Here is a 15,952-nt window from a genome sequence, read left to right as displayed (position 1 = left end):
ACGCAGGAGGGAGCTTGCTCCCTCGCTTCAAGCGTTTTCAACCACCTTCATCGAAGTAGTTATTGATCAACGCAACCAGCGCATCCATGGCTTCCTGTTCCTGGTGGCCTTCGGTGCTCAGGTGGATTTTGGTGCCCTTACCCGCAGCAAGCATCATCATCGCCATGATGCTTTTACCGTCAACCGTGGTGTCCGGGGTGCGGCCGACTCTGATCGCGCAATCGGGAAACTGGCCCGCCACGCCGACGAATTTTGCCGATGCGCGGGCATGCAGGCCCAGCTTGTTGATGATTTCTATTTCCCGAGCAGGCATCGCGGTGTGAATCCTTTAGCTGAGGTCGCGGTGGCGAACCTGGACGTTCTTCAGGGTCTTCTGCAGCGCCTGGCCAAGACGTTCGGTCAGGTAAACGGAACGGTGATGCCCGCCGGTGCAGCCGATGGCAATGGTGACGTAAGCGCGGTTGCTCGCGGCAAAGCGCGGCAACCATTTGTGCAGGTACGTGTAAATATCCTGATACATCTCCTCGACCTCAGGCTGCGCCGCCAGATACTCGGCGACCGGCTGATCGAGACCGGATTGCGCGCGCAGTTCCGGTTTCCAGTATGGGTTCGGCAGGCAGCGTACATCGAACACCAGATCCGCATCCACCGGCATGCCGCGTTTGAAACCGAACGACTCGACCAGAAACGCGGTGCCAGGTTCCGGCTGATTCAGCAGGCGCAACTTGATCGTGTCGCGTAGCTGGTACAGGTTGAGATGGGTGGTATTGATCTTCAGGTCGGCGAGATCGGCAATGGGGCCGAGCAGCGTGCTTTCATCCTGAATGGCCTCTGCCAGCGAACGATTGGCGTTGCTCAGTGGGTGGCGGCGGCGAGTTTCAGAGAAACGCTTGAGCAGGGTTTCTTCGTCGGCATCCAGGTACAGGACATCGCATTGAATATGCTTGGCGCGTGCGTCTTCAAGTAATTCCGGAAAACGGGTCAGATGGCTCGGCAGATTGCGTGCATCGATCGATACTGCCACCAGTGGCTGCGCCAGCTCGGTATGAATCAGGGCCCGTTCGGCCAGTTCCGGCAGTAGACCGGCCGGCAGGTTATCGATGCAGTAGTAGCCGTTGTCCTCAAGGACATCCAGGGCGGTACTTTTACCCGAGCCGGAACGGCCACTGACAATGATCAAGCGCATGGTTACGGCCTGTTCTGTTCTTCCAGTACAACCTGGTACAAGGCTTCGTTGCTTGGCGCGCTGCGCAGTCTTTCGCGCACGTCCTTGCGGTCGAGCATGCTGGCGATCTGGCGTAACAGCTCCAGGTGCGCATCGGTGGCGGCTTCCGGCACCAGCAGGACGAACAGCAGGTCCACGGGCGCGCCGTCGATGGCGTCGAAATCGATGGGGGCATCAAGGTGCATCAGCGCACTGATCGGCGCTTCACAGCCCTTGAGGCGGCAGTGGGGGATGGCGATGCCGTTGCCAAAACCGGTAGAACCCAGTTTTTCACGGGCAATCAATGCCTCGAAGACATCTTGCATCTCCAGATCCGGGACTTCCCGGGCGATCAGGTTGGCAATTTGTTCGAGGGCTTTCTTTTTACTGCCGCCCGGCACGTTCACCAGGGAACGGCCGGGGGTCAGGATACTTTCAAGTCGGATCATGGGGGTGGGGGTTATCGACCGGTAGCGCCCTGAAGCAGGCTCTGGGTCTTTTCCTTATGCTTTTTGAGTTGTTTATCGAGCTTGTCGGTCAGCGCGTCGATCGCAGCGTACATATCGGTATGTTCCGCGTTGGCGACGACCTCATTGCCGGGAATATGCAGCGTGGCTTCGATTTTCTGCTTCAGCTTTTCGACACACATCGTGACTTGCACGTTGGTGATCTTGTCGAAATGCCCTTCGAGCTTCTTGAGCTTGAGCTCGATGTACTCGCGCAGAGGCTGGGTCACTTCCAGTTGGTGTCCACTGATGTTGACTTGCATACAGCTTCTCCTTCGTTGCCAGTGCATAAAGCGGCAGGCCGAAGAGCCTGCCACTGGAACGCTGTAACGTGGCTTACATCAACCGCTTGCGTTCGCTCGAAGGCGCGATCCCGAGGGATTCGCGGTACTTGGCGACGGTGCGGCGAGCCACCTGAATGCCTTGTGCCTCCAGTAAACCAGCGATCTTGCTGTCACTCAACGGCTTTTTCTGATTTTCCGCGGCGACCAGTTTCTTGATGATCGCGCGGATCGCCGTGGACGAGCATTCGCCGCCTTCGGAGGTGCTCACATGGCTGGAGAAAAAGTATTTCAGTTCATATATGCCCCGAGGGGTATGCATGAATTTTTGCGTAGTCACGCGGGAAATCGTCGACTCGTGCATGCCCACCGCTTCTGCGATGTCATGCAGGACCAGGGGCTTCATCGCTTCGTCGCCGTACTCCAGAAAACCGCGCTGATGCTCGACGATCTGGGTGGCCACTTTCATCAGGGTTTCGTTGCGGCTTTGCAGGCTCTTGATGAACCAGCGGGCTTCCTGCAACTGATTGCGCATGAAGGTGTTATCGGCGCTGGTGTCGGCGCGGCGCACGAAACCGGCGTACTGGGCGTTGACCCGCAGGCGGGGCACCGACTCCTGGTTCAGCTCCACCAGCCAGCGTTCGTTGTCCTTGCGCACGATCACGTCAGGCACCACGTATTCGGCTTCGGTCGACTCGATCTGCGAACCGGGGCGCGGGTTGAGGCTCTGCACCAGTTCGATGACCTGGCGAAGTTCGTCTTCCTTGAGTTTCATGCGACGCATCAGCTGGCTGTAGTCGCGGCTGCCGAGCAGATCGATGTAATCGGTAACCAGGCGCTTGGCTTCGGCCAGCCAAGGGGTCTTGGCCGACAGCTGGCGCAATTGCAGCAGCAGGCATTCGCCCAGGTTGCGTGCGCCGATGCCAGCCGGTTCGAACTGCTGGATACGGTGCAGGACCGCTTCGATTTCGTCCAGTTCGATATCGAGCTCCGGATCGAAGGCGTCAAGGATCTCTTCGAGGGTCTCGTCGAGGTAGCCTTGATTGTTGATGCAATCGATCAGGGTCACGGCGATCAGGCGATCGGTGTCGGACATCGGTGCCAGGTTCAACTGCCACAGCAGATGGCTTTGCAGACTCTCACCGGCGGAAGTGCGGGTGGTGAAGTCCCACTCGTCATCGTCGCTGCTTGGCAGGCTGCTGGCGCTGGTCTGGTAGACGTCTTCCCAGGCGGTGTCGACTGGCAGTTCGTTGGGGATTCGCTCGTTCCATTCGCCGTCTTCGAGGTTATCGACTGTCGGCGCGGTCTCCTGGTAGGAGGGTTCCTGGATCTCGGTGTTGGGCTTCTGTTCGGCGTTGTCGGCCATGGGATCGGAGTTGTCGAAGTCGTCGCCGTCTTCCTGGCGTTCGAGCATCGGATTGGATTCCAGAGCCTCCTGGATTTCCTGTTGCAGATCCAGGGTCGACAATTGGAGCAGGCGGATGGCCTGTTGCAGCTGCGGTGTCATCGTCAGCTGCTGGCCCATTCTCAAGACTAGCGATGGTTTCATGGCAGGGGCTTAACACCTTATTCGCCGGCGCTATGCGCCATCCACTACAGGGCGCCGAGGCGCCAAACTTAAGCAAATTATATGCCTGAAACTGTCGTGTTTGCCTAGAGCGCTGTAACAATAAAAGCGTATAAAAAGGCGCTTCAACGTTACAGCACCCGGACGGCTGGTCGAATGCCGTCGTGCTTACAGGCGGAACTCGTGACCCAGATACACTTCCTTCACCAGATCGTTGGCGAGGATGGTCGCGGAGTCGCCTTCGGCGATCAACTGACCGTCGTTGACGATGTAGGCGGTTTCGCAGATATCCAGCGTCTCGCGGACGTTGTGGTCGGTGATCAGTACACCAATACCCTTGGCCTTGAGGTGGTGGATGATCTGCTTGATGTCGCCGACCGAGATCGGGTCGACACCGGCGAACGGTTCGTCGAGCAGGATGAATTTCGGTGCCGTGGCCAGTGCGCGGGCGATTTCCACTCGGCGGCGCTCACCACCGGAAAGGCTCATGCCGAGGTTGTCGCGGATGTGGCTGATGTGGAATTCCTGCAGCAGGCTTTCCAGCTCCTTGCGACGACCGGCCTTGTCGAGCTCCTGACGAGTCTCGAGAATGGCCATGATGTTGTCGGCTACCGACAGTTTGCGGAAGATCGACGCTTCTTGCGGTAGATAGCCGATACCGGCCTTGGCACGACCGTGCATTGGCTGGTGACTGACGTCCAGGTCGTCGATCAGTACGCGACCCTGATCGGCCTGAACCAGGCCGACGATCATGTAGAAACACGTGGTCTTGCCGGCGCCGTTCGGGCCGAGCAGGCCGACGATCTGACCGCTGTCGATCGACAGGCTGACGTCGCGCACGACCTGGCGGCTTTTATAGGCCTTGGCCAGGTGCTGAGCTTTCAGAGTTGCCATTACTGGGTTTTCTCGTCGGTTTTCTTCTTCGGCTGGATCACCATGTCGATGCGCGGACGCGCCTCGGTGACCTTGCTGCCGGTAGCGCGACCGGCGCTGGCCAGTTTTTTCACCGTGTCATAGACGATCTTCTCGCCCTGAGTGGTGTTGTTGTCCTTGTCGACGACTTTTGCCTTGTCGATCAGCACAACGCGGTTCTGCTGTGCGTGGTACTGAATGGTCACGCCCCAGCCCTGAACAGGCTTGGTGTCGCCGGCAGTCTGCAGCTGTTCGAAGTAGGCGAGGTTGCCCACCGAAGTCACAACGTCGATGTCGCCGTTGGGCGCACGGGTCATGGTCACGGTGTTGCCTTTGACGATCATCGAACCCTGGGTGATGATCACGTCGCCTTTATAGGTGGCAACGCCGTTCTTGTCGTCCAGCTGGGCATCGTCGGCCTGAATGCGGATTGGCTGCTCTTGATCGTTCGGCAGAGCCCAGGCGCTCACGCTTCCCAGTGCTGCGCCCAGACTGAGCAAAATAGGGAGGGTTTTAACGAGCCTCATACTGTCCTCTTACGTTCGATAGCAGGTGTATCCTGCTTTCCTTCAAATACGCTTTCATTCCTACGCCAGTCGATACACCGCCAGCGCCGTCGATTCTAACGGGTTGCTGGGTCTGCGCATATTGCTGCTGTGGGAACACCGTCATGCGAGTGGAGGTGATCAGGGTGTCGCGGTTCTTTTCGTCGGTGCGCTTGACGCGTACCGAGTCGATCAGTTCGACCTCGGTGCCGCCGGAGTTCACTTCGCCGCGTTCACTCGTCACGTGCCATGGGAAGTCGGTGCCACGAAACATGTTCAGGTCGGGTTTGGTGACCAGTGTAATGTCGGTCGCCTTGACGTGCTCAGCCTTGTCGGACGTCATTTCGTACTGCACTTTGCCGTCTTCGAGGTACTGGATCGTGTGGGTATTGGTCGCATACCAGTCGATCGGGCTTTCCTCTGCCGAAACCGGCGGTTTGTCGAGGAAGCGTTCCGGGCTGATGTTCCAGTAGCCGACCGCACCAAAAATCGCTGCGATGCAACCGAACAGCAGGATGTTGCGAAACTTTTTGCTAAACATGATTGGACTCACAGGTACGCGTTGTTGGCGGCGTCGAGGCTGCCTTGAGCGCGCAGGATCAGTTCGCAGAATTCGCGGGCGGCACCTTCGCCGCCACGGGCGAGGGTGATGCCGTGAGCGTGTTCGCGCACGAAAGCTGCGGCATTGGCCACGGCCATGCCCAGCCCCACGCGACGGATCACGGGCAGGTCGGGCAGGTCGTCACCGAGATATGCCACTTGTTCATAGCTTAGGCCCAGTTGTTCCAGAAGACCGTCGAGAACCACCAGTTTGTCTTCGCGTCCCTGAAACAGATGAGGGATGCCCAGGTTCTTGGCTCGACGCTCGACCACCGGGGTCTTGCGACCGCTGATGATGGCAGTCTGTACGCCCGCGTTCATCAGCATCTTGATGCCCTGGCCATCGAGCGTATTGAAAGTCTTGAACTCGCTGCCGTCTTCAAGGAAGTACAGGCGCCCATCGGTGAGGACGCCATCGACGTCGAAGACCGCCAGTTTGATGGCTTTGCCGCGTTGCAGCAGATCGGTGCTCATTTACATCACTCCTGCGCGCAGCAGGTCGGAGAGGTTGAAGGCGCCGATCGGGCGATCCTCTTCATCCACGACAACCAGCGCGTTGATTCGGTGGTCTTCCATGATTTTCAGGGCTTCGGCGGCAAGCATCTCGGCGCGTGCGGTCTTGCCGTGCACCGTCATCACCTGGTCGATGGTGGCGCTGTGGATATCAATGCTGCGATCCAGGGTGCGACGCAGGTCGCCGTCGGTGAAAATCCCGGCCAGTTTGCCATCGGCTTCCAGAATGACGGTCATGCCCAGGCCTTTGCGGGTCATTTCCATCAGCGCGTCCTTGAGCAGGGTGCCGCGCTTCACCTGCGGCAGTTCCTGTCCGGCGTGCATGACGTTTTCCACTTTCAGCAGCAGGCGTCGGCCCAGTGCGCCACCCGGGTGGGAAAAGGCGAAATCTTCGGCAGTGAAGCCGCGCGCCTCCAGCAGTGCCACGGCCAGGGCGTCGCCCATGACCAGCGCGGCGGTGGTCGAGGAGGTCGGTGCCAGGTTCAGCGGGCAGGCTTCGTGCTCGACGTGAACGTTGAGATTGACCTCGGCGGCCTTGGCCAATGGCGATTGCGGGTTGCCGGTGACGCTGATCAGCTGGATGCCCAGGCGCTTGATCAGTGGCAGCAGGGTGACGATTTCATTGGTGGAGCCGGAGTTCGACAGGGCCAGAATCACGTCGTCACGGGTAATCATGCCCATGTCGCCGTGGCTGGCCTCGGCCGGGTGCACGAAAAACGCCGGGGTGCCGGTGCTGGCCAGGGTCGCGGCAATCTTGTTGCCGATGTGCCCGGACTTGCCCATGCCGACTACTACAACACGGCCCTTGCTGGCCAGAATCATCTCGCAAGCGCGTACGAAATCGGCGTCGATATGGGGCAACAAGCCTTGTACGGCTTCCACTTCGAGGCGGATGGTGCGTTGTGCCGATTGAATCAGGTCGCTGGTTTGGCTCATGTCAGAAATCGTATAGCCCGATGAAAAGGCGGCGATTATAGCGGTTATGTTGAAAAGCCTCACGCAAGTTCGTCGTGCTTTGTCATTCCTCGTTACCAAAACTCTGTAAATAAGGCTTCGGCCCCTTCGGTACGCAGAATCCGGGCCGGCGCAGGCCTTGGGCGCTTGCCCTTTGCAGTGATATAGTTCGCCGCCAGTTCGGCCTGCCCGGGATGTAGGGGTTTTCTCAAGAAAGCCAGGCGTCCGAGTGAGAGGCTGCATCGCAAGGAGTTTAGATGAGTGCCGATAACGCCTACGCGGTCGAGCTGAAGGGAGTCTCCTTCAAGCGCGGTGCGCGGAGCATTTTCAATAACATCGATATCCGCATCCCGCGTGGCAAGGTCACCGGCATCATGGGGCCTTCCGGGTGTGGCAAGACCACACTGTTGCGCCTGATGGGGGCCCAGTTGCGGCCATCCAAAGGCGAAGTCTGGGTCAACGGCCAGAATCTGCCGAAGCTGTCGCGCAGCGATCTGTTCGATGCGCGCAAGCACATGGGCGTGCTGTTTCAGAGCGGTGCACTGTTCACCGATCTCGATGTATTCGAGAACGTCGCCTTCCCGCTGCGCGTTCATACCGACCTGCCGGACGAGATGATCCGCGACATCGTGCTGCTCAAGTTGCAGGCAGTAGGCCTGCGCGGTGCGATCGAGCTGATGCCTGACGAGCTGTCCGGCGGCATGAAACGTCGTGTCGCGCTGGCGCGGGCCGTTGCTCTCGACCCGCAGATCCTTATGTACGACGAACCGTTCGTCGGCCAGGATCCGATCGCCATGGGCGTGCTGGTTCGCCTGATTCGTCTGCTCAACGATGCCCTGGGCATCACCAGCATCGTGGTGTCCCACGACCTCGCCGAAACGGCGAGTATCGCCGACTACATCTATGTAGTCGGTGATGGCCAGGTATTGGGGCAGGGCACGCCGGATGAACTGATGAACTCGGACGATCCGCGAATCCGCCAGTTCATGACCGGTGAACCCGATGGCCCGGTGCCGTATCACTTTCCAGCGCCGGATTTGCGCGCAGATCTTCTGGGGAAGCGCCGCTGATGCGCAGAATTACGTTAATGGAGCGTGTGCGTCGTTTCGGCCTCGCCGGAATCGACAGCGTCGCAGTGTTCGGGCGTTCGACCCTGTTTCTGTTTCATGCCCTGCTCGGGCGTGGCGGCATCGGCGGCGGTTTTGGCCTGCTGGTCAAGCAGCTGCATTCCGTCGGCGTGATGTCGCTGGTGATCATCGTGGTGTCCGGGATTTTCATCGGCATGGTGCTGGCGCTGCAGGGCTTCAACATCCTGTCGAGTTACGGCTCGGAGCAGGCTGTCGGCCAGATGGTCGCGCTGACCCTGCTGCGTGAGCTGGGGCCGGTGGTGACCGCGCTGTTGTTTGCCGGTCGTGCCGGTTCGGCGCTGACGGCGGAAATCGGCAACATGAAATCCACCGAACAGCTGTCCAGCCTGGAGATGATCGGGGTCGACCCGCTCAAGTACATCATCGCACCACGCCTGTGGGCCGGTTTCATTTCCCTGCCGGTGCTGGCGATGATCTTCAGCGTGGTCGGCATCTGGGGCGGTTCGTGGGTCGCCGTCGACTGGCTGGGCGTCTACGAAGGTTCCTACTGGTCGAACATGCAGAACAGCGTGAGCTTCGGTGACGATGTGCTCAACGGCATCATCAAAAGTGCAGTATTCGCTTTTGTCGTCACCTGGATCGCCGTATTTCAAGGCTATGACTGCGAACCCACTTCCGAGGGAATCAGCCGTGCCACCACCAAGACCGTGGTTTACGCCTCGCTGGCAGTCCTCGGCCTGGACTTTATTCTGACCGCTTTGATGTTTGGAGATTTCTGATGCAAAACCGCACCCTGGAAATCGGTGTCGGCCTGTTCCTGCTGGCAGGGATCCTGGCTTTGTTGCTGCTTGCCCTGCGGGTCAGTGGCCTGTCTCCGACTTCGACCACTGATACCTACAAGCTTTATGCCTATTTCGACAATATTGCCGGTTTGACGGTCAGAGCCAAAGTGACGATGGCGGGTGTGACCATCGGTAAGGTCACGGCGATCGATCTGGATCGCGACAGTTTCACCGGCCGGGTGACCCTGCAAGTGGATAAAAGCGTCGACAATCTGCCGACCGACTCCACAGCATCTATCCTGACTGCGGGGTTGCTGGGCGAGAAATACATCGGTATCAGCGTGGGCGGGGAAGACACCCGGCTCAAGGATGGTGGAACCATCCACGACACGCAGTCGTCTCTGGTACTGGAAGACCTGATCGGTAAATTCCTGCTCAATACCGTTAGCAAAGACGCCAAATGAGGAGCTTTTGAATGATCTCTACCTTGCGACGTGGCCTGTTGGTGTTGCTTGCGGCGCTGCCGCTGGTGGCTAACGCCGTGGCGGCACAATCGGCGCACGATCTGGTTCAGGACACTACAAACCGGATGCTCGCCGATCTGTCGGCCAATAAAGAGAAGTACAAGCAGGATCCCCAGGATTTCTATACGGCGCTGAACACCATCGTCGGCCCAGTAGTCGATGCCGAAGGTATTTCCAAGAGCATCATGACGGTCAAATATTCGCGCAAGGCAACGCCGGCGCAGATGAAGACCTTCGAGGAAAACTTCAAGCGCGGCCTGTTCCAGTTCTATGGCAACGCGCTGCTTGAATACAATAACCAGGGCATCACCGTCGATGCACCCAAGGATGAGTCGGGCGACCGCACCAGTGTCGGCATGACCGTCAAGGGCAACAACGGCGCGATCTATCCGGTGTCGTACACCCTGGAGAAGATCAGCGGCGAGTGGAAACTGCGCAACGTGATCATCAACGGCATCAACATTGGCAAGCTGTTCCGTGACCAGTTCGCCGACGCGATGCAGCGCAATGGCAACGATCTGGACAAGACCATCAACGGCTGGGCCGGGGAAGTCGCCAAGGCCAAGCAGTCGGCCGACCAGAACGAGAAGCCTGCCCAATGACCGAATCGGCCATTCGTCTGGACGAAGCCAGTGAGCTGCAGCTCAGCGGTGTGCTGGATTACCGCACCGGCCCTGATCTGCGCGAGCAGGGCAGGGCGCTGATCAAGTCGTGCACTGCCCCGGCATTGGTGATCGATTGCTCGGCGGTGGAGAAGTCCAGCAGTGTCGGTCTGTCGCTGCTGCTGTGCTTCATTCGCGATGCCAAGGCCGCCGGTAAGGCGGTTAGCATTCGCGGGATGCCTGAAGACATGCGCGAAATTGCTCAGGTCAGCGAACTGACCGAGCTGTTGGCGCAACCCTGAACCCGCATCGATAGAGAAGCCCCCCGTCAGAGTCCTGCGCAGCGGGGTTCGCAGGCGCGGGGCTTTTTTGTATGATGTCCGACCCGTGCGCACAGGGCGCCGATTGAGGTTGAGCATGCAGGCCGTAGAAGTGAAGAGCTTCCTTGAAGGAAAGCTGCCAGGAACGCTGGTGGAAGTTGAAGGCGAAGGCTGCAACTTTCAGCTGAACGTGATTAGTGATGAACTGGCGGCGTTGAGCCCGGTCAAGCGTCAGCAAAGCATCTATGCCCATTTGAACCCTTGGATCGCCGATGGCAGCATCCATGCGGTCACTATGAAATTTTTCAGCAGCGCGGCCTGGGCCGAGCGCACCTGAGCCCTAGGGCGTCGAGATTCTTATGGATAAATTGATTATTACCGGTGGCGCTCGTCTTGATGGCGAGATCCGCATCTCCGGGGCGAAGAACTCCGCCCTGCCGATCCTGGCCGCCACTCTGCTGTGCGATGGCCCGGTTACCGTTGGCAACCTGCCGCACCTGCACGACATCACCACCATGATCGAGCTGTTCGGTCGCATGGGTATCGAGCCTGTGATCGACGAGAAGCTCAGCGTCGAAATCGACCCGCGCACGATCAAGACCCTGATCGCTCCGTACGAGCTGGTGAAAACCATGCGTGCTTCGATCCTGGTGCTGGGCCCGATGGTTGCGCGTTTCGGTGAAGCCGAAGTCGCACTGCCTGGCGGTTGCGCCATCGGTTCGCGTCCGGTCGACCTGCACATCCGTGGCCTTGAAGCCATGGGTGCGGTCATCGACGTCGAAGGCGGCTACATCAAGGCCAAGGCGCCTGAAGGTGGCCTGCGCGGTGCGCATTTCTTCTTCGATACCGTCAGCGTGACCGGTACCGAGAACATCATGATGGCCGCCGCTCTGGCCAAGGGCCGCAGCGTGTTGCAGAACGCCGCCCGTGAACCTGAAGTGGTCGACCTGGCGAACTTCCTCAACGCCATGGGCGCCAAGGTATCCGGTGCCGGCACCGACACCATTACCATCGACGGCGTCGAGCGTCTGGGTTCGACCTTCTACAAAGTCATGCCTGACCGTATCGAAACCGGCACCTACCTGGTGGCCGCTGCGGTCACCGGTGGCCGCGTGAAGGTCAAGGACACCGATCCGACCATCCTCGAAGCCGTTCTGGAAAAACTTCGCGAAGCCGGCGCAGAAATCACCTGCGGTGAAGACTGGATCGAGCTGAACATGCACGGCAAGCGCCCGAAAGCGGTCAACGTGCGCACCGCGCCGTACCCGGCGTTCCCGACCGACATGCAGGCGCAGTTCATCTCGCTGAACGCCATTGCCGAAGGCACCGGCGCCGTGATCGAGACGATCTTCGAAAACCGTTTCATGCACGTGTACGAACTGCACCGCATGGGCGCCAAGATCCAGGTCGAGGGCAACACGGCCATCGTGACCGGTACTGACATCCTCAAGGGCGCGCCAGTCATGGCTACCGACCTGCGGGCTTCGGCCAGCCTGGTGATCTCGGCCCTGATGGCTGAAGGCGATACCCTGATCGACCGCATCTACCACATTGACCGTGGTTACGAGTGCATCGAGGAAAAACTGCAGATGCTGGGCGCCAAGATCCGTCGCGTTCCGGGCTAATCGCTGCATCTGGACACAGGGAAGTGTCCGTTGAATTCGTTTTGATCGGGGGTGGCAACGCCCTCGATGTATGTCCGGCGCCGATTGCGACCGGACATGAGTACCTTGATAAGGACTGACGTTTCCCATGTTGACCATCGCACTGTCCAAGGGCCGCATCCTTGACGACACCCTGCCGCTTCTCGCCGAAGCGGGCATCGTGCCGACCGAGAATCCGGACAAGAGCCGCAAGCTGATCATCCCCACGACCCAGGAAGACGTTCGCCTGTTGATCGTGCGGGCCACTGACGTGCCGACCTATGTCGAGCATGGCGCGGCCGACCTCGGCGTTGCCGGTAAAGACGTGCTGATGGAATACACGGGGCAAGGCCTGTACGAGCCGCTGGACCTGCAGATTGCCCAGTGCAAGTTAATGACCGCCGGCAAGGTCGGTGCGGTCGAGCCCAAGGGCCGCCTGCGCGTCGCCACCAAATTCGTCAATGTCGCCAAGCGTTACTACGCCGAGCAGGGCCGTCAGGTCGACATCATCAAGCTGTACGGCTCGATGGAGCTGGCACCGCTGATCGGTCTGGCCGACAAGATCATCGACGTGGTCGACACCGGCAACACCCTGCGCGCCAACGGCCTGGAACCCCAGGAACTGATCGCCACGATCAGCTCGCGTCTGGTGGTCAACAAGGCTTCGATGAAAATGCAACACGCCCGAATCCAGGCGTTGATCGACACCCTGCGCAAGGCAGTGGAGTCTCGACACCGCGGCTGATTTACCTGCGCGACGTCAAGTTGCGCCGTCTATCCGCCTCATAGCCAGAATCTCAGGTGCCCAAGCGGATCGAATGGTAGTTTCGGGCGCCTGAGTTTTTTGCCATTCCTATGAGGCTCTCGCTATGACCGCACCGACTGCAATTCGCCGACTCAACGCTGCTGACCCGGATTTCGCGCATCATCTGGATCATCTGCTGAGCTGGGAAAGTGTGTCTGACGACTCGGTCAATCAGCGGGTGCTGGACATCATCAAGGCTGTACGCGAGCGCGGTGACGCGGCGCTGGTCGAGTTCACCCAGAAATTTGACGGCCTCGAAGTCGCCTCGATGGCGGACCTGATCCTGCCGCGCGAGCGCCTGGAACTGGCCCTGACCCGTATCACCGTGCCACAACGCGAAGCGCTGGAAAAAGCCGCCGCCCGGGTGCGCAGCTATCACGAAAAACAGAAGCAGGACTCCTGGAGCTACACCGAAGCCGATGGCACGGTGCTGGGCCAGAAAGTCACGCCACTGGATCGCGCCGGTCTGTACGTGCCGGGCGGCAAGGCGTCGTACCCGTCGTCGGTATTGATGAACGCGATTCCGGCCAAGGTCGCCGGCGTGACCGAAGTGGTCATGGTGGTGCCGACCCCGCGTGGCGAGGTCAATGAGCTGGTGCTGGCGGCAGCGTGCATCGCCGGCGTCGACCGGGTATTCACCATCGGTGGCGCACAAGCCGTTGCCGCGTTGGCCTATGGCACCGAAAGCGTGCCGCAGGTGGACAAGGTCGTCGGCCCGGGCAACATCTATGTTGCTACCGCCAAGCGTCACGTGTTCGGTCAGGTCGGCATCGACATGATCGCCGGTCCGTCGGAAATCCTCGTGGTGTGCGACGGCCAGACCGATCCGGACTGGATCGCCATGGACCTGTTCTCCCAGGCCGAGCACGACGAAGACGCCCAGGCCATCCTGGTCAGCCCGGACGCCGAGTTCCTCGACAAGGTCGCCGCGAGCATCGATAAACTGCTGCCGACCATGGATCGCGCAACCATCATCGAAACCTCGATCAACGGTCGTGGAGCCCTGATCCACGTGCGCGACATGGCCCAGGCCATCGAAGTCGCCAACCGCATCGCCCCGGAACACCTTGAACTGTCGGTCGCCGACCCGCAGGCCTGGCTGCCGCAGATCCGCCACGCCGGCGCGATCTTCATGGGTCGCCACACCTCCGAAGCGCTGGGCGACTACTGCGCAGGTCCGAACCACGTGTTGCCGACCTCCGGCACCGCGCGTTTCTCCTCGCCGCTGGGCGTGTATGACTTCCAGAAACGTTCGTCGATCATCTTCTGCTCCGAGGCCGGTGCTTCCGAGCTGGGCAAGACCGCGTCGATCCTGGCCCGTGGCGAATCGCTGAGCGCCCACGCGCGCAGCGCCGAATACCGCATCAAAGACGAAGTGAAGGGGAACTGAACATGAGTAAATTCTGGAGCCCGTTCGTCAAGGATCTGGTGCCGTATGTGCCGGGCGAGCAGCCGAAGCTGACCCGTCTGGTCAAGCTCAACACCAACGAAAACCCGTACGGCCCGTCGCCAAAAGCCCTGGCGGCGATGCAGGCTGAACTGAATGACAACCTGCGCCTGTACCCGGATCCGAACAGCGATCTGTTGAAAAACGCTGTCGCCACATACTACGGCGTGCAGAGCAATCAGGTGTTCCTCGGCAACGGCTCGGACGAGGTGCTGGCGCACATCTTCCACGGCCTGCTGCAACACGATCAGCCGATCCTGTTTCCGGATATCAGCTACAGCTTTTATCCGGTTTACTGCGGCCTTTACGGCATCAACTTCGACGCGGTGCCGCTGGATGCACAGTTCCGGATCAACCCGGCCGACTACGCCAAGCCGAATGGCGGGATCATCTTCCCCAACCCGAATGCGCCGACCGGCTGCCTGCTGGCGCTGGAAGCGGTCGAGCAGATTCTCAAGGCCAGCCCGGATTCGGTGGTGGTGGTCGACGAGGCTTATATCGACTTCGGCGGCGAAACCGCGATCAGCCTGGTCGACCGTTATCCGAACCTGCTGGTGACCCAGACCCTGTCCAAGTCCCGTTCGCTCGCGGGCCTGCGGGTCGGTCTGGCGGTCGGCCATCCGGACCTGATCGAGGCGCTGGAGCGGATCAAGAACAGCTTCAACTCCTACCCGATCGATCGCATGGCCAATGTCGGCGCGGCCGCGGCGTTCGAGGATCGCGAGTACTTCGACAAGACCTGCGCGCTGGTCATCGAGAGTCGCGAATGGGTGGTTGCGCAGTTGCAGGCCAGGGGCTTTGAAGTGCTGCCGTCAGCGGCGAACTTCATCTTCGCCCGGCATCCGCAACACGATGCGGCGGGGCTGGCGGCCAAACTGCGTGAACAGGGCGTGATCGTGCGCCACTTCAAGCAGTCGCGGATTGCTCAGTTCCTGCGGATCTCGATCGGCACGCCGGAGCAGAATCAGGCGTTGATCGATGGTCTGGGCGACCTGTAATAACTCGTCTTTCCGTGATGGATGATTGGAAACGCGGAGGAAATAAACTCCGCGTTACCTCTCTTATGGAGCAGGAGGTCAGAAGCAATTTTTCATTTTTGCCAATTGATTTCGAACGTACCTTTGATATTTAGATTGTTTTCATCGGACAAGTTATCAAAGCTACCTTCGTAATTTGACGTCGGTTCGTGACTGACGGTGATATTCCCGGTTTTTATCAGGTGCTGTTTGCCGTTTTCTATAAATACCCAGCCCATATGTGGCGAGCGCGCAAAATCTATCGGATAAGAAAAGTCTTCGCTCGTTCCCTTTTCAATTGTTTTGGGATAGCCCAGCCAGATGCTGCGCTCTCCGTCAGACGCACTGAAATATCCCCCAAAACCGTCGCTGTACTCAGATCTGCTGACATCCGTGAGAGTCAGAATTCTGCTTTCATTGATGACCAGCCGAATCTCGCCTTCGAAATATTGCCCATCTTTCCTGTCCTTTATTTGCATTTTCAATCTCCTTGGCGTCCCGAAGCTGATGGGCGCTGATTAAGTTGCCTTTTCGAAAGCCTACTTATATTCGGAGGGAGAAAAAACTGTCAGAAGTTACAGGTACCAAGCACCATTCTGAATAATGCTCGGGCTGGCTGGTCGATTTGGTTGTTATGGGATTC

At 59.3% G+C, this 15,952-nt stretch carries 21 protein-coding genes; 10 read left to right on the top strand and 11 right to left on the bottom strand.

What is annotated here, in order from left to right; genetic code table 11:
* Window positions 1-37: 37 nt before the first annotated feature.
* The 10 genes from ACKJSM_RS19565 to ACKJSM_RS19520 form a co-directional block, all read right to left on the bottom strand.
* The gene (locus ACKJSM_RS19565) at window positions 38-313 is read right to left on the bottom strand and encodes an HPr family phosphocarrier protein (protein WP_236178140.1); all 276 of its coding nucleotides are present in this window, start codon (window positions 311-313) and stop codon (window positions 38-40) included.
* A 15-nt stretch (window positions 314-328) separates the two neighbouring features.
* Window positions 329-1,186, bottom strand: a complete 858-nt coding sequence (gene rapZ / locus ACKJSM_RS19560) for an RNase adapter RapZ (RefSeq protein WP_236178141.1) — start codon at window positions 1,184-1,186, stop codon at window positions 329-331.
* Between the two features lie 2 nt (window positions 1,187-1,188).
* Complete coding sequence (gene ptsN / locus ACKJSM_RS19555) at window positions 1,189-1,653, bottom strand: PTS IIA-like nitrogen regulatory protein PtsN (protein ID WP_236178142.1); 465 nt, start codon at window positions 1,651-1,653, stop codon at window positions 1,189-1,191.
* 11 nt (window positions 1,654-1,664) lie between these two features.
* Window positions 1,665-1,973, bottom strand: a complete 309-nt coding sequence (gene hpf / locus ACKJSM_RS19550) for a ribosome hibernation-promoting factor, HPF/YfiA family (RefSeq protein ID WP_011332471.1) — start codon at window positions 1,971-1,973, stop codon at window positions 1,665-1,667.
* A 73-nt stretch (window positions 1,974-2,046) separates the two neighbouring features.
* Window positions 2,047-3,540, bottom strand: a complete 1,494-nt coding sequence (locus ACKJSM_RS19545; RefSeq protein WP_011332472.1) for an RNA polymerase factor sigma-54 — start codon at window positions 3,538-3,540, stop codon at window positions 2,047-2,049.
* 186 nt (window positions 3,541-3,726) lie between these two features.
* Window positions 3,727-4,452, bottom strand: coding sequence for an LPS export ABC transporter ATP-binding protein (lptB, locus tag ACKJSM_RS19540; RefSeq protein WP_007953572.1), 726 nt, complete (start codon window positions 4,450-4,452; stop codon window positions 3,727-3,729).
* A complete protein-coding gene (gene lptA, locus ACKJSM_RS19535) occupies window positions 4,452-4,997 on the bottom strand; it encodes a lipopolysaccharide transport periplasmic protein LptA (protein WP_115076561.1) in 546 nt (181 codons plus the stop codon). Before lptA ends, lptB begins: the two co-directional genes overlap by 1 nt.
* The gene (gene lptC / locus ACKJSM_RS19530) at window positions 4,984-5,556 is read right to left on the bottom strand and encodes an LPS export ABC transporter periplasmic protein LptC (RefSeq protein WP_007953568.1); all 573 of its coding nucleotides are present in this window, start codon (window positions 5,554-5,556) and stop codon (window positions 4,984-4,986) included. The genes lptA and lptC overlap by 14 nt, the downstream gene beginning before the upstream one ends.
* Before the next feature lie 8 nt (window positions 5,557-5,564).
* Window positions 5,565-6,089 carry a KdsC family phosphatase gene (locus ACKJSM_RS19525; protein WP_236178144.1) on the bottom strand — a complete coding sequence of 175 codons (525 nt, stop codon included), beginning with the start codon at window positions 6,087-6,089 and terminating at the stop codon, window positions 5,565-5,567.
* Window positions 6,090-7,064 (bottom strand): KpsF/GutQ family sugar-phosphate isomerase, encoded by a 975-nt coding sequence (locus ACKJSM_RS19520; protein ID WP_236178145.1) that lies wholly within the window; start codon window positions 7,062-7,064, stop codon window positions 6,090-6,092.
* Window positions 7,065-7,339: 275 nt separating this feature from the next.
* Between ACKJSM_RS19520 and ACKJSM_RS19515 the strand changes: the two genes are divergently transcribed.
* The 10 genes from ACKJSM_RS19515 (at window position 7,340) to hisC (ending at window position 15,291) form a co-directional block, all read left to right on the top strand.
* Window positions 7,340-8,152 (top strand): ATP-binding cassette domain-containing protein, encoded by an 813-nt coding sequence (locus ACKJSM_RS19515; protein ID WP_410238583.1) that lies wholly within the window; start codon window positions 7,340-7,342, stop codon window positions 8,150-8,152.
* Window positions 8,152-8,949, top strand: coding sequence for a lipid asymmetry maintenance ABC transporter permease subunit MlaE (mlaE, locus tag ACKJSM_RS19510; RefSeq protein ID WP_007953561.1), 798 nt, complete (start codon window positions 8,152-8,154; stop codon window positions 8,947-8,949). The genes ACKJSM_RS19515 and mlaE overlap by 1 nt, the downstream gene beginning before the upstream one ends.
* Window positions 8,949-9,416, top strand: a complete 468-nt coding sequence (gene mlaD / locus ACKJSM_RS19505; RefSeq protein WP_007953559.1) for an outer membrane lipid asymmetry maintenance protein MlaD — start codon at window positions 8,949-8,951, stop codon at window positions 9,414-9,416. The genes mlaE and mlaD overlap by 1 nt, the downstream gene beginning before the upstream one ends.
* Window positions 9,417-9,427: 11 nt before the next feature.
* The gene (locus ACKJSM_RS19500; protein ID WP_236178147.1) at window positions 9,428-10,078 is read left to right on the top strand and encodes a phospholipid-binding protein MlaC; all 651 of its coding nucleotides are present in this window, start codon (window positions 9,428-9,430) and stop codon (window positions 10,076-10,078) included.
* Window positions 10,075-10,380 carry a lipid asymmetry maintenance protein MlaB gene (locus ACKJSM_RS19495; RefSeq protein WP_039769302.1) on the top strand — a complete coding sequence of 102 codons (306 nt, stop codon included), beginning with the start codon at window positions 10,075-10,077 and terminating at the stop codon, window positions 10,378-10,380. Before ACKJSM_RS19500 ends, ACKJSM_RS19495 begins: the two co-directional genes overlap by 4 nt.
* Before the next feature lie 115 nt (window positions 10,381-10,495).
* On the top strand, window positions 10,496-10,735 hold the full coding sequence (locus ACKJSM_RS19490) for a BolA family protein (RefSeq protein WP_039769303.1): 240 nt from the start codon (window positions 10,496-10,498) through the stop codon (window positions 10,733-10,735).
* A gap of 22 nt (window positions 10,736-10,757) precedes the next feature.
* Entirely contained in the window at window positions 10,758-12,023 is a 1,266-nt protein-coding gene (gene murA / locus ACKJSM_RS19485; RefSeq protein WP_236178148.1) for a UDP-N-acetylglucosamine 1-carboxyvinyltransferase, read from the top strand.
* 127 nt (window positions 12,024-12,150) lie between these two features.
* On the top strand, window positions 12,151-12,786 hold the full coding sequence (hisG, locus tag ACKJSM_RS19480; RefSeq protein ID WP_007953554.1) for an ATP phosphoribosyltransferase: 636 nt from the start codon (window positions 12,151-12,153) through the stop codon (window positions 12,784-12,786).
* 124 nt (window positions 12,787-12,910) lie between these two features.
* Entirely contained in the window at window positions 12,911-14,236 is a 1,326-nt protein-coding gene (gene hisD, locus ACKJSM_RS19475; protein ID WP_007953552.1) for a histidinol dehydrogenase, read from the top strand.
* A gap of 2 nt (window positions 14,237-14,238) precedes the next feature.
* Window positions 14,239-15,291, top strand: a complete 1,053-nt coding sequence (hisC, locus tag ACKJSM_RS19470; RefSeq protein WP_410238582.1) for a histidinol-phosphate transaminase — start codon at window positions 14,239-14,241, stop codon at window positions 15,289-15,291.
* A gap of 92 nt (window positions 15,292-15,383) precedes the next feature.
* On the opposite strand, the gene ACKJSM_RS19465 is transcribed toward hisC, so the two are convergent.
* Window positions 15,384-15,788, bottom strand: coding sequence for a hypothetical protein (locus ACKJSM_RS19465; protein WP_410238581.1), 405 nt, complete (start codon window positions 15,786-15,788; stop codon window positions 15,384-15,386).
* Window positions 15,789-15,952: the final 164 nt, after the last annotated feature.

The sequence above is a fragment of the Pseudomonas sp. PHC1 genome (genome assembly GCF_046487845.1).
Lineage (GTDB): Bacteria > Pseudomonadota > Gammaproteobacteria > Pseudomonadales > Pseudomonadaceae > Aquipseudomonas > Aquipseudomonas sputi.
This window is presented reverse-complemented; position numbering and strand designations above follow the sequence as displayed.

Excerpts from the sequence above, each read along its gene's own strand:
- ACKJSM_RS19565 (WP_236178140.1), bottom strand. The coding sequence starts at position 313 with ATGCCTGCTCGGGAAATAGAAATCATCAACAAGCTGGGCCTGCATGCC.
- rapZ (WP_236178141.1), bottom strand. The coding sequence starts at position 1,186 with ATGCGCTTGATCATTGTCAGTGGCCGTTCCGGCTCGGGTAAAAGTACC.
- ptsN (WP_236178142.1), bottom strand. The coding sequence starts at position 1,653 with ATGATCCGACTTGAAAGTATCCTGACCCCCGGCCGTTCCCTGGTGAAC.
- hpf (WP_011332471.1), bottom strand. The coding sequence starts at position 1,973 with ATGCAAGTCAACATCAGTGGACACCAACTGGAAGTGACCCAGCCTCTG.
- ACKJSM_RS19545 (WP_011332472.1), bottom strand. The coding sequence starts at position 3,540 with ATGAAACCATCGCTAGTCTTGAGAATGGGCCAGCAGCTGACGATGACA.
- lptB (WP_007953572.1), bottom strand. The coding sequence starts at position 4,452 with ATGGCAACTCTGAAAGCTCAGCACCTGGCCAAGGCCTATAAAAGCCGC.
- lptA (WP_115076561.1), bottom strand. The coding sequence starts at position 4,997 with ATGAGGCTCGTTAAAACCCTCCCTATTTTGCTCAGTCTGGGCGCAGCA.
- lptC (WP_007953568.1), bottom strand. The coding sequence starts at position 5,556 with ATGTTTAGCAAAAAGTTTCGCAACATCCTGCTGTTCGGTTGCATCGCA.
- ACKJSM_RS19525 (WP_236178144.1), bottom strand. The coding sequence starts at position 6,089 with ATGAGCACCGATCTGCTGCAACGCGGCAAAGCCATCAAACTGGCGGTC.
- ACKJSM_RS19520 (WP_236178145.1), bottom strand. The coding sequence starts at position 7,064 with ATGAGCCAAACCAGCGACCTGATTCAATCGGCACAACGCACCATCCGC.
- ACKJSM_RS19515 (WP_410238583.1), top strand. The coding sequence starts at position 7,340 with ATGAGTGCCGATAACGCCTACGCGGTCGAGCTGAAGGGAGTCTCCTTC.
- mlaE (WP_007953561.1), top strand. The coding sequence starts at position 8,152 with ATGCGCAGAATTACGTTAATGGAGCGTGTGCGTCGTTTCGGCCTCGCC.
- mlaD (WP_007953559.1), top strand. The coding sequence starts at position 8,949 with ATGCAAAACCGCACCCTGGAAATCGGTGTCGGCCTGTTCCTGCTGGCA.
- ACKJSM_RS19500 (WP_236178147.1), top strand. The coding sequence starts at position 9,428 with ATGATCTCTACCTTGCGACGTGGCCTGTTGGTGTTGCTTGCGGCGCTG.
- ACKJSM_RS19495 (WP_039769302.1), top strand. The coding sequence starts at position 10,075 with ATGACCGAATCGGCCATTCGTCTGGACGAAGCCAGTGAGCTGCAGCTC.
- ACKJSM_RS19490 (WP_039769303.1), top strand. The coding sequence starts at position 10,496 with ATGCAGGCCGTAGAAGTGAAGAGCTTCCTTGAAGGAAAGCTGCCAGGA.
- murA (WP_236178148.1), top strand. The coding sequence starts at position 10,758 with ATGGATAAATTGATTATTACCGGTGGCGCTCGTCTTGATGGCGAGATC.
- hisG (WP_007953554.1), top strand. The coding sequence starts at position 12,151 with ATGTTGACCATCGCACTGTCCAAGGGCCGCATCCTTGACGACACCCTG.
- hisD (WP_007953552.1), top strand. The coding sequence starts at position 12,911 with ATGACCGCACCGACTGCAATTCGCCGACTCAACGCTGCTGACCCGGAT.
- hisC (WP_410238582.1), top strand. The coding sequence starts at position 14,239 with ATGAGTAAATTCTGGAGCCCGTTCGTCAAGGATCTGGTGCCGTATGTG.
- ACKJSM_RS19465 (WP_410238581.1), bottom strand. The coding sequence starts at position 15,788 with ATGCAAATAAAGGACAGGAAAGATGGGCAATATTTCGAAGGCGAGATT.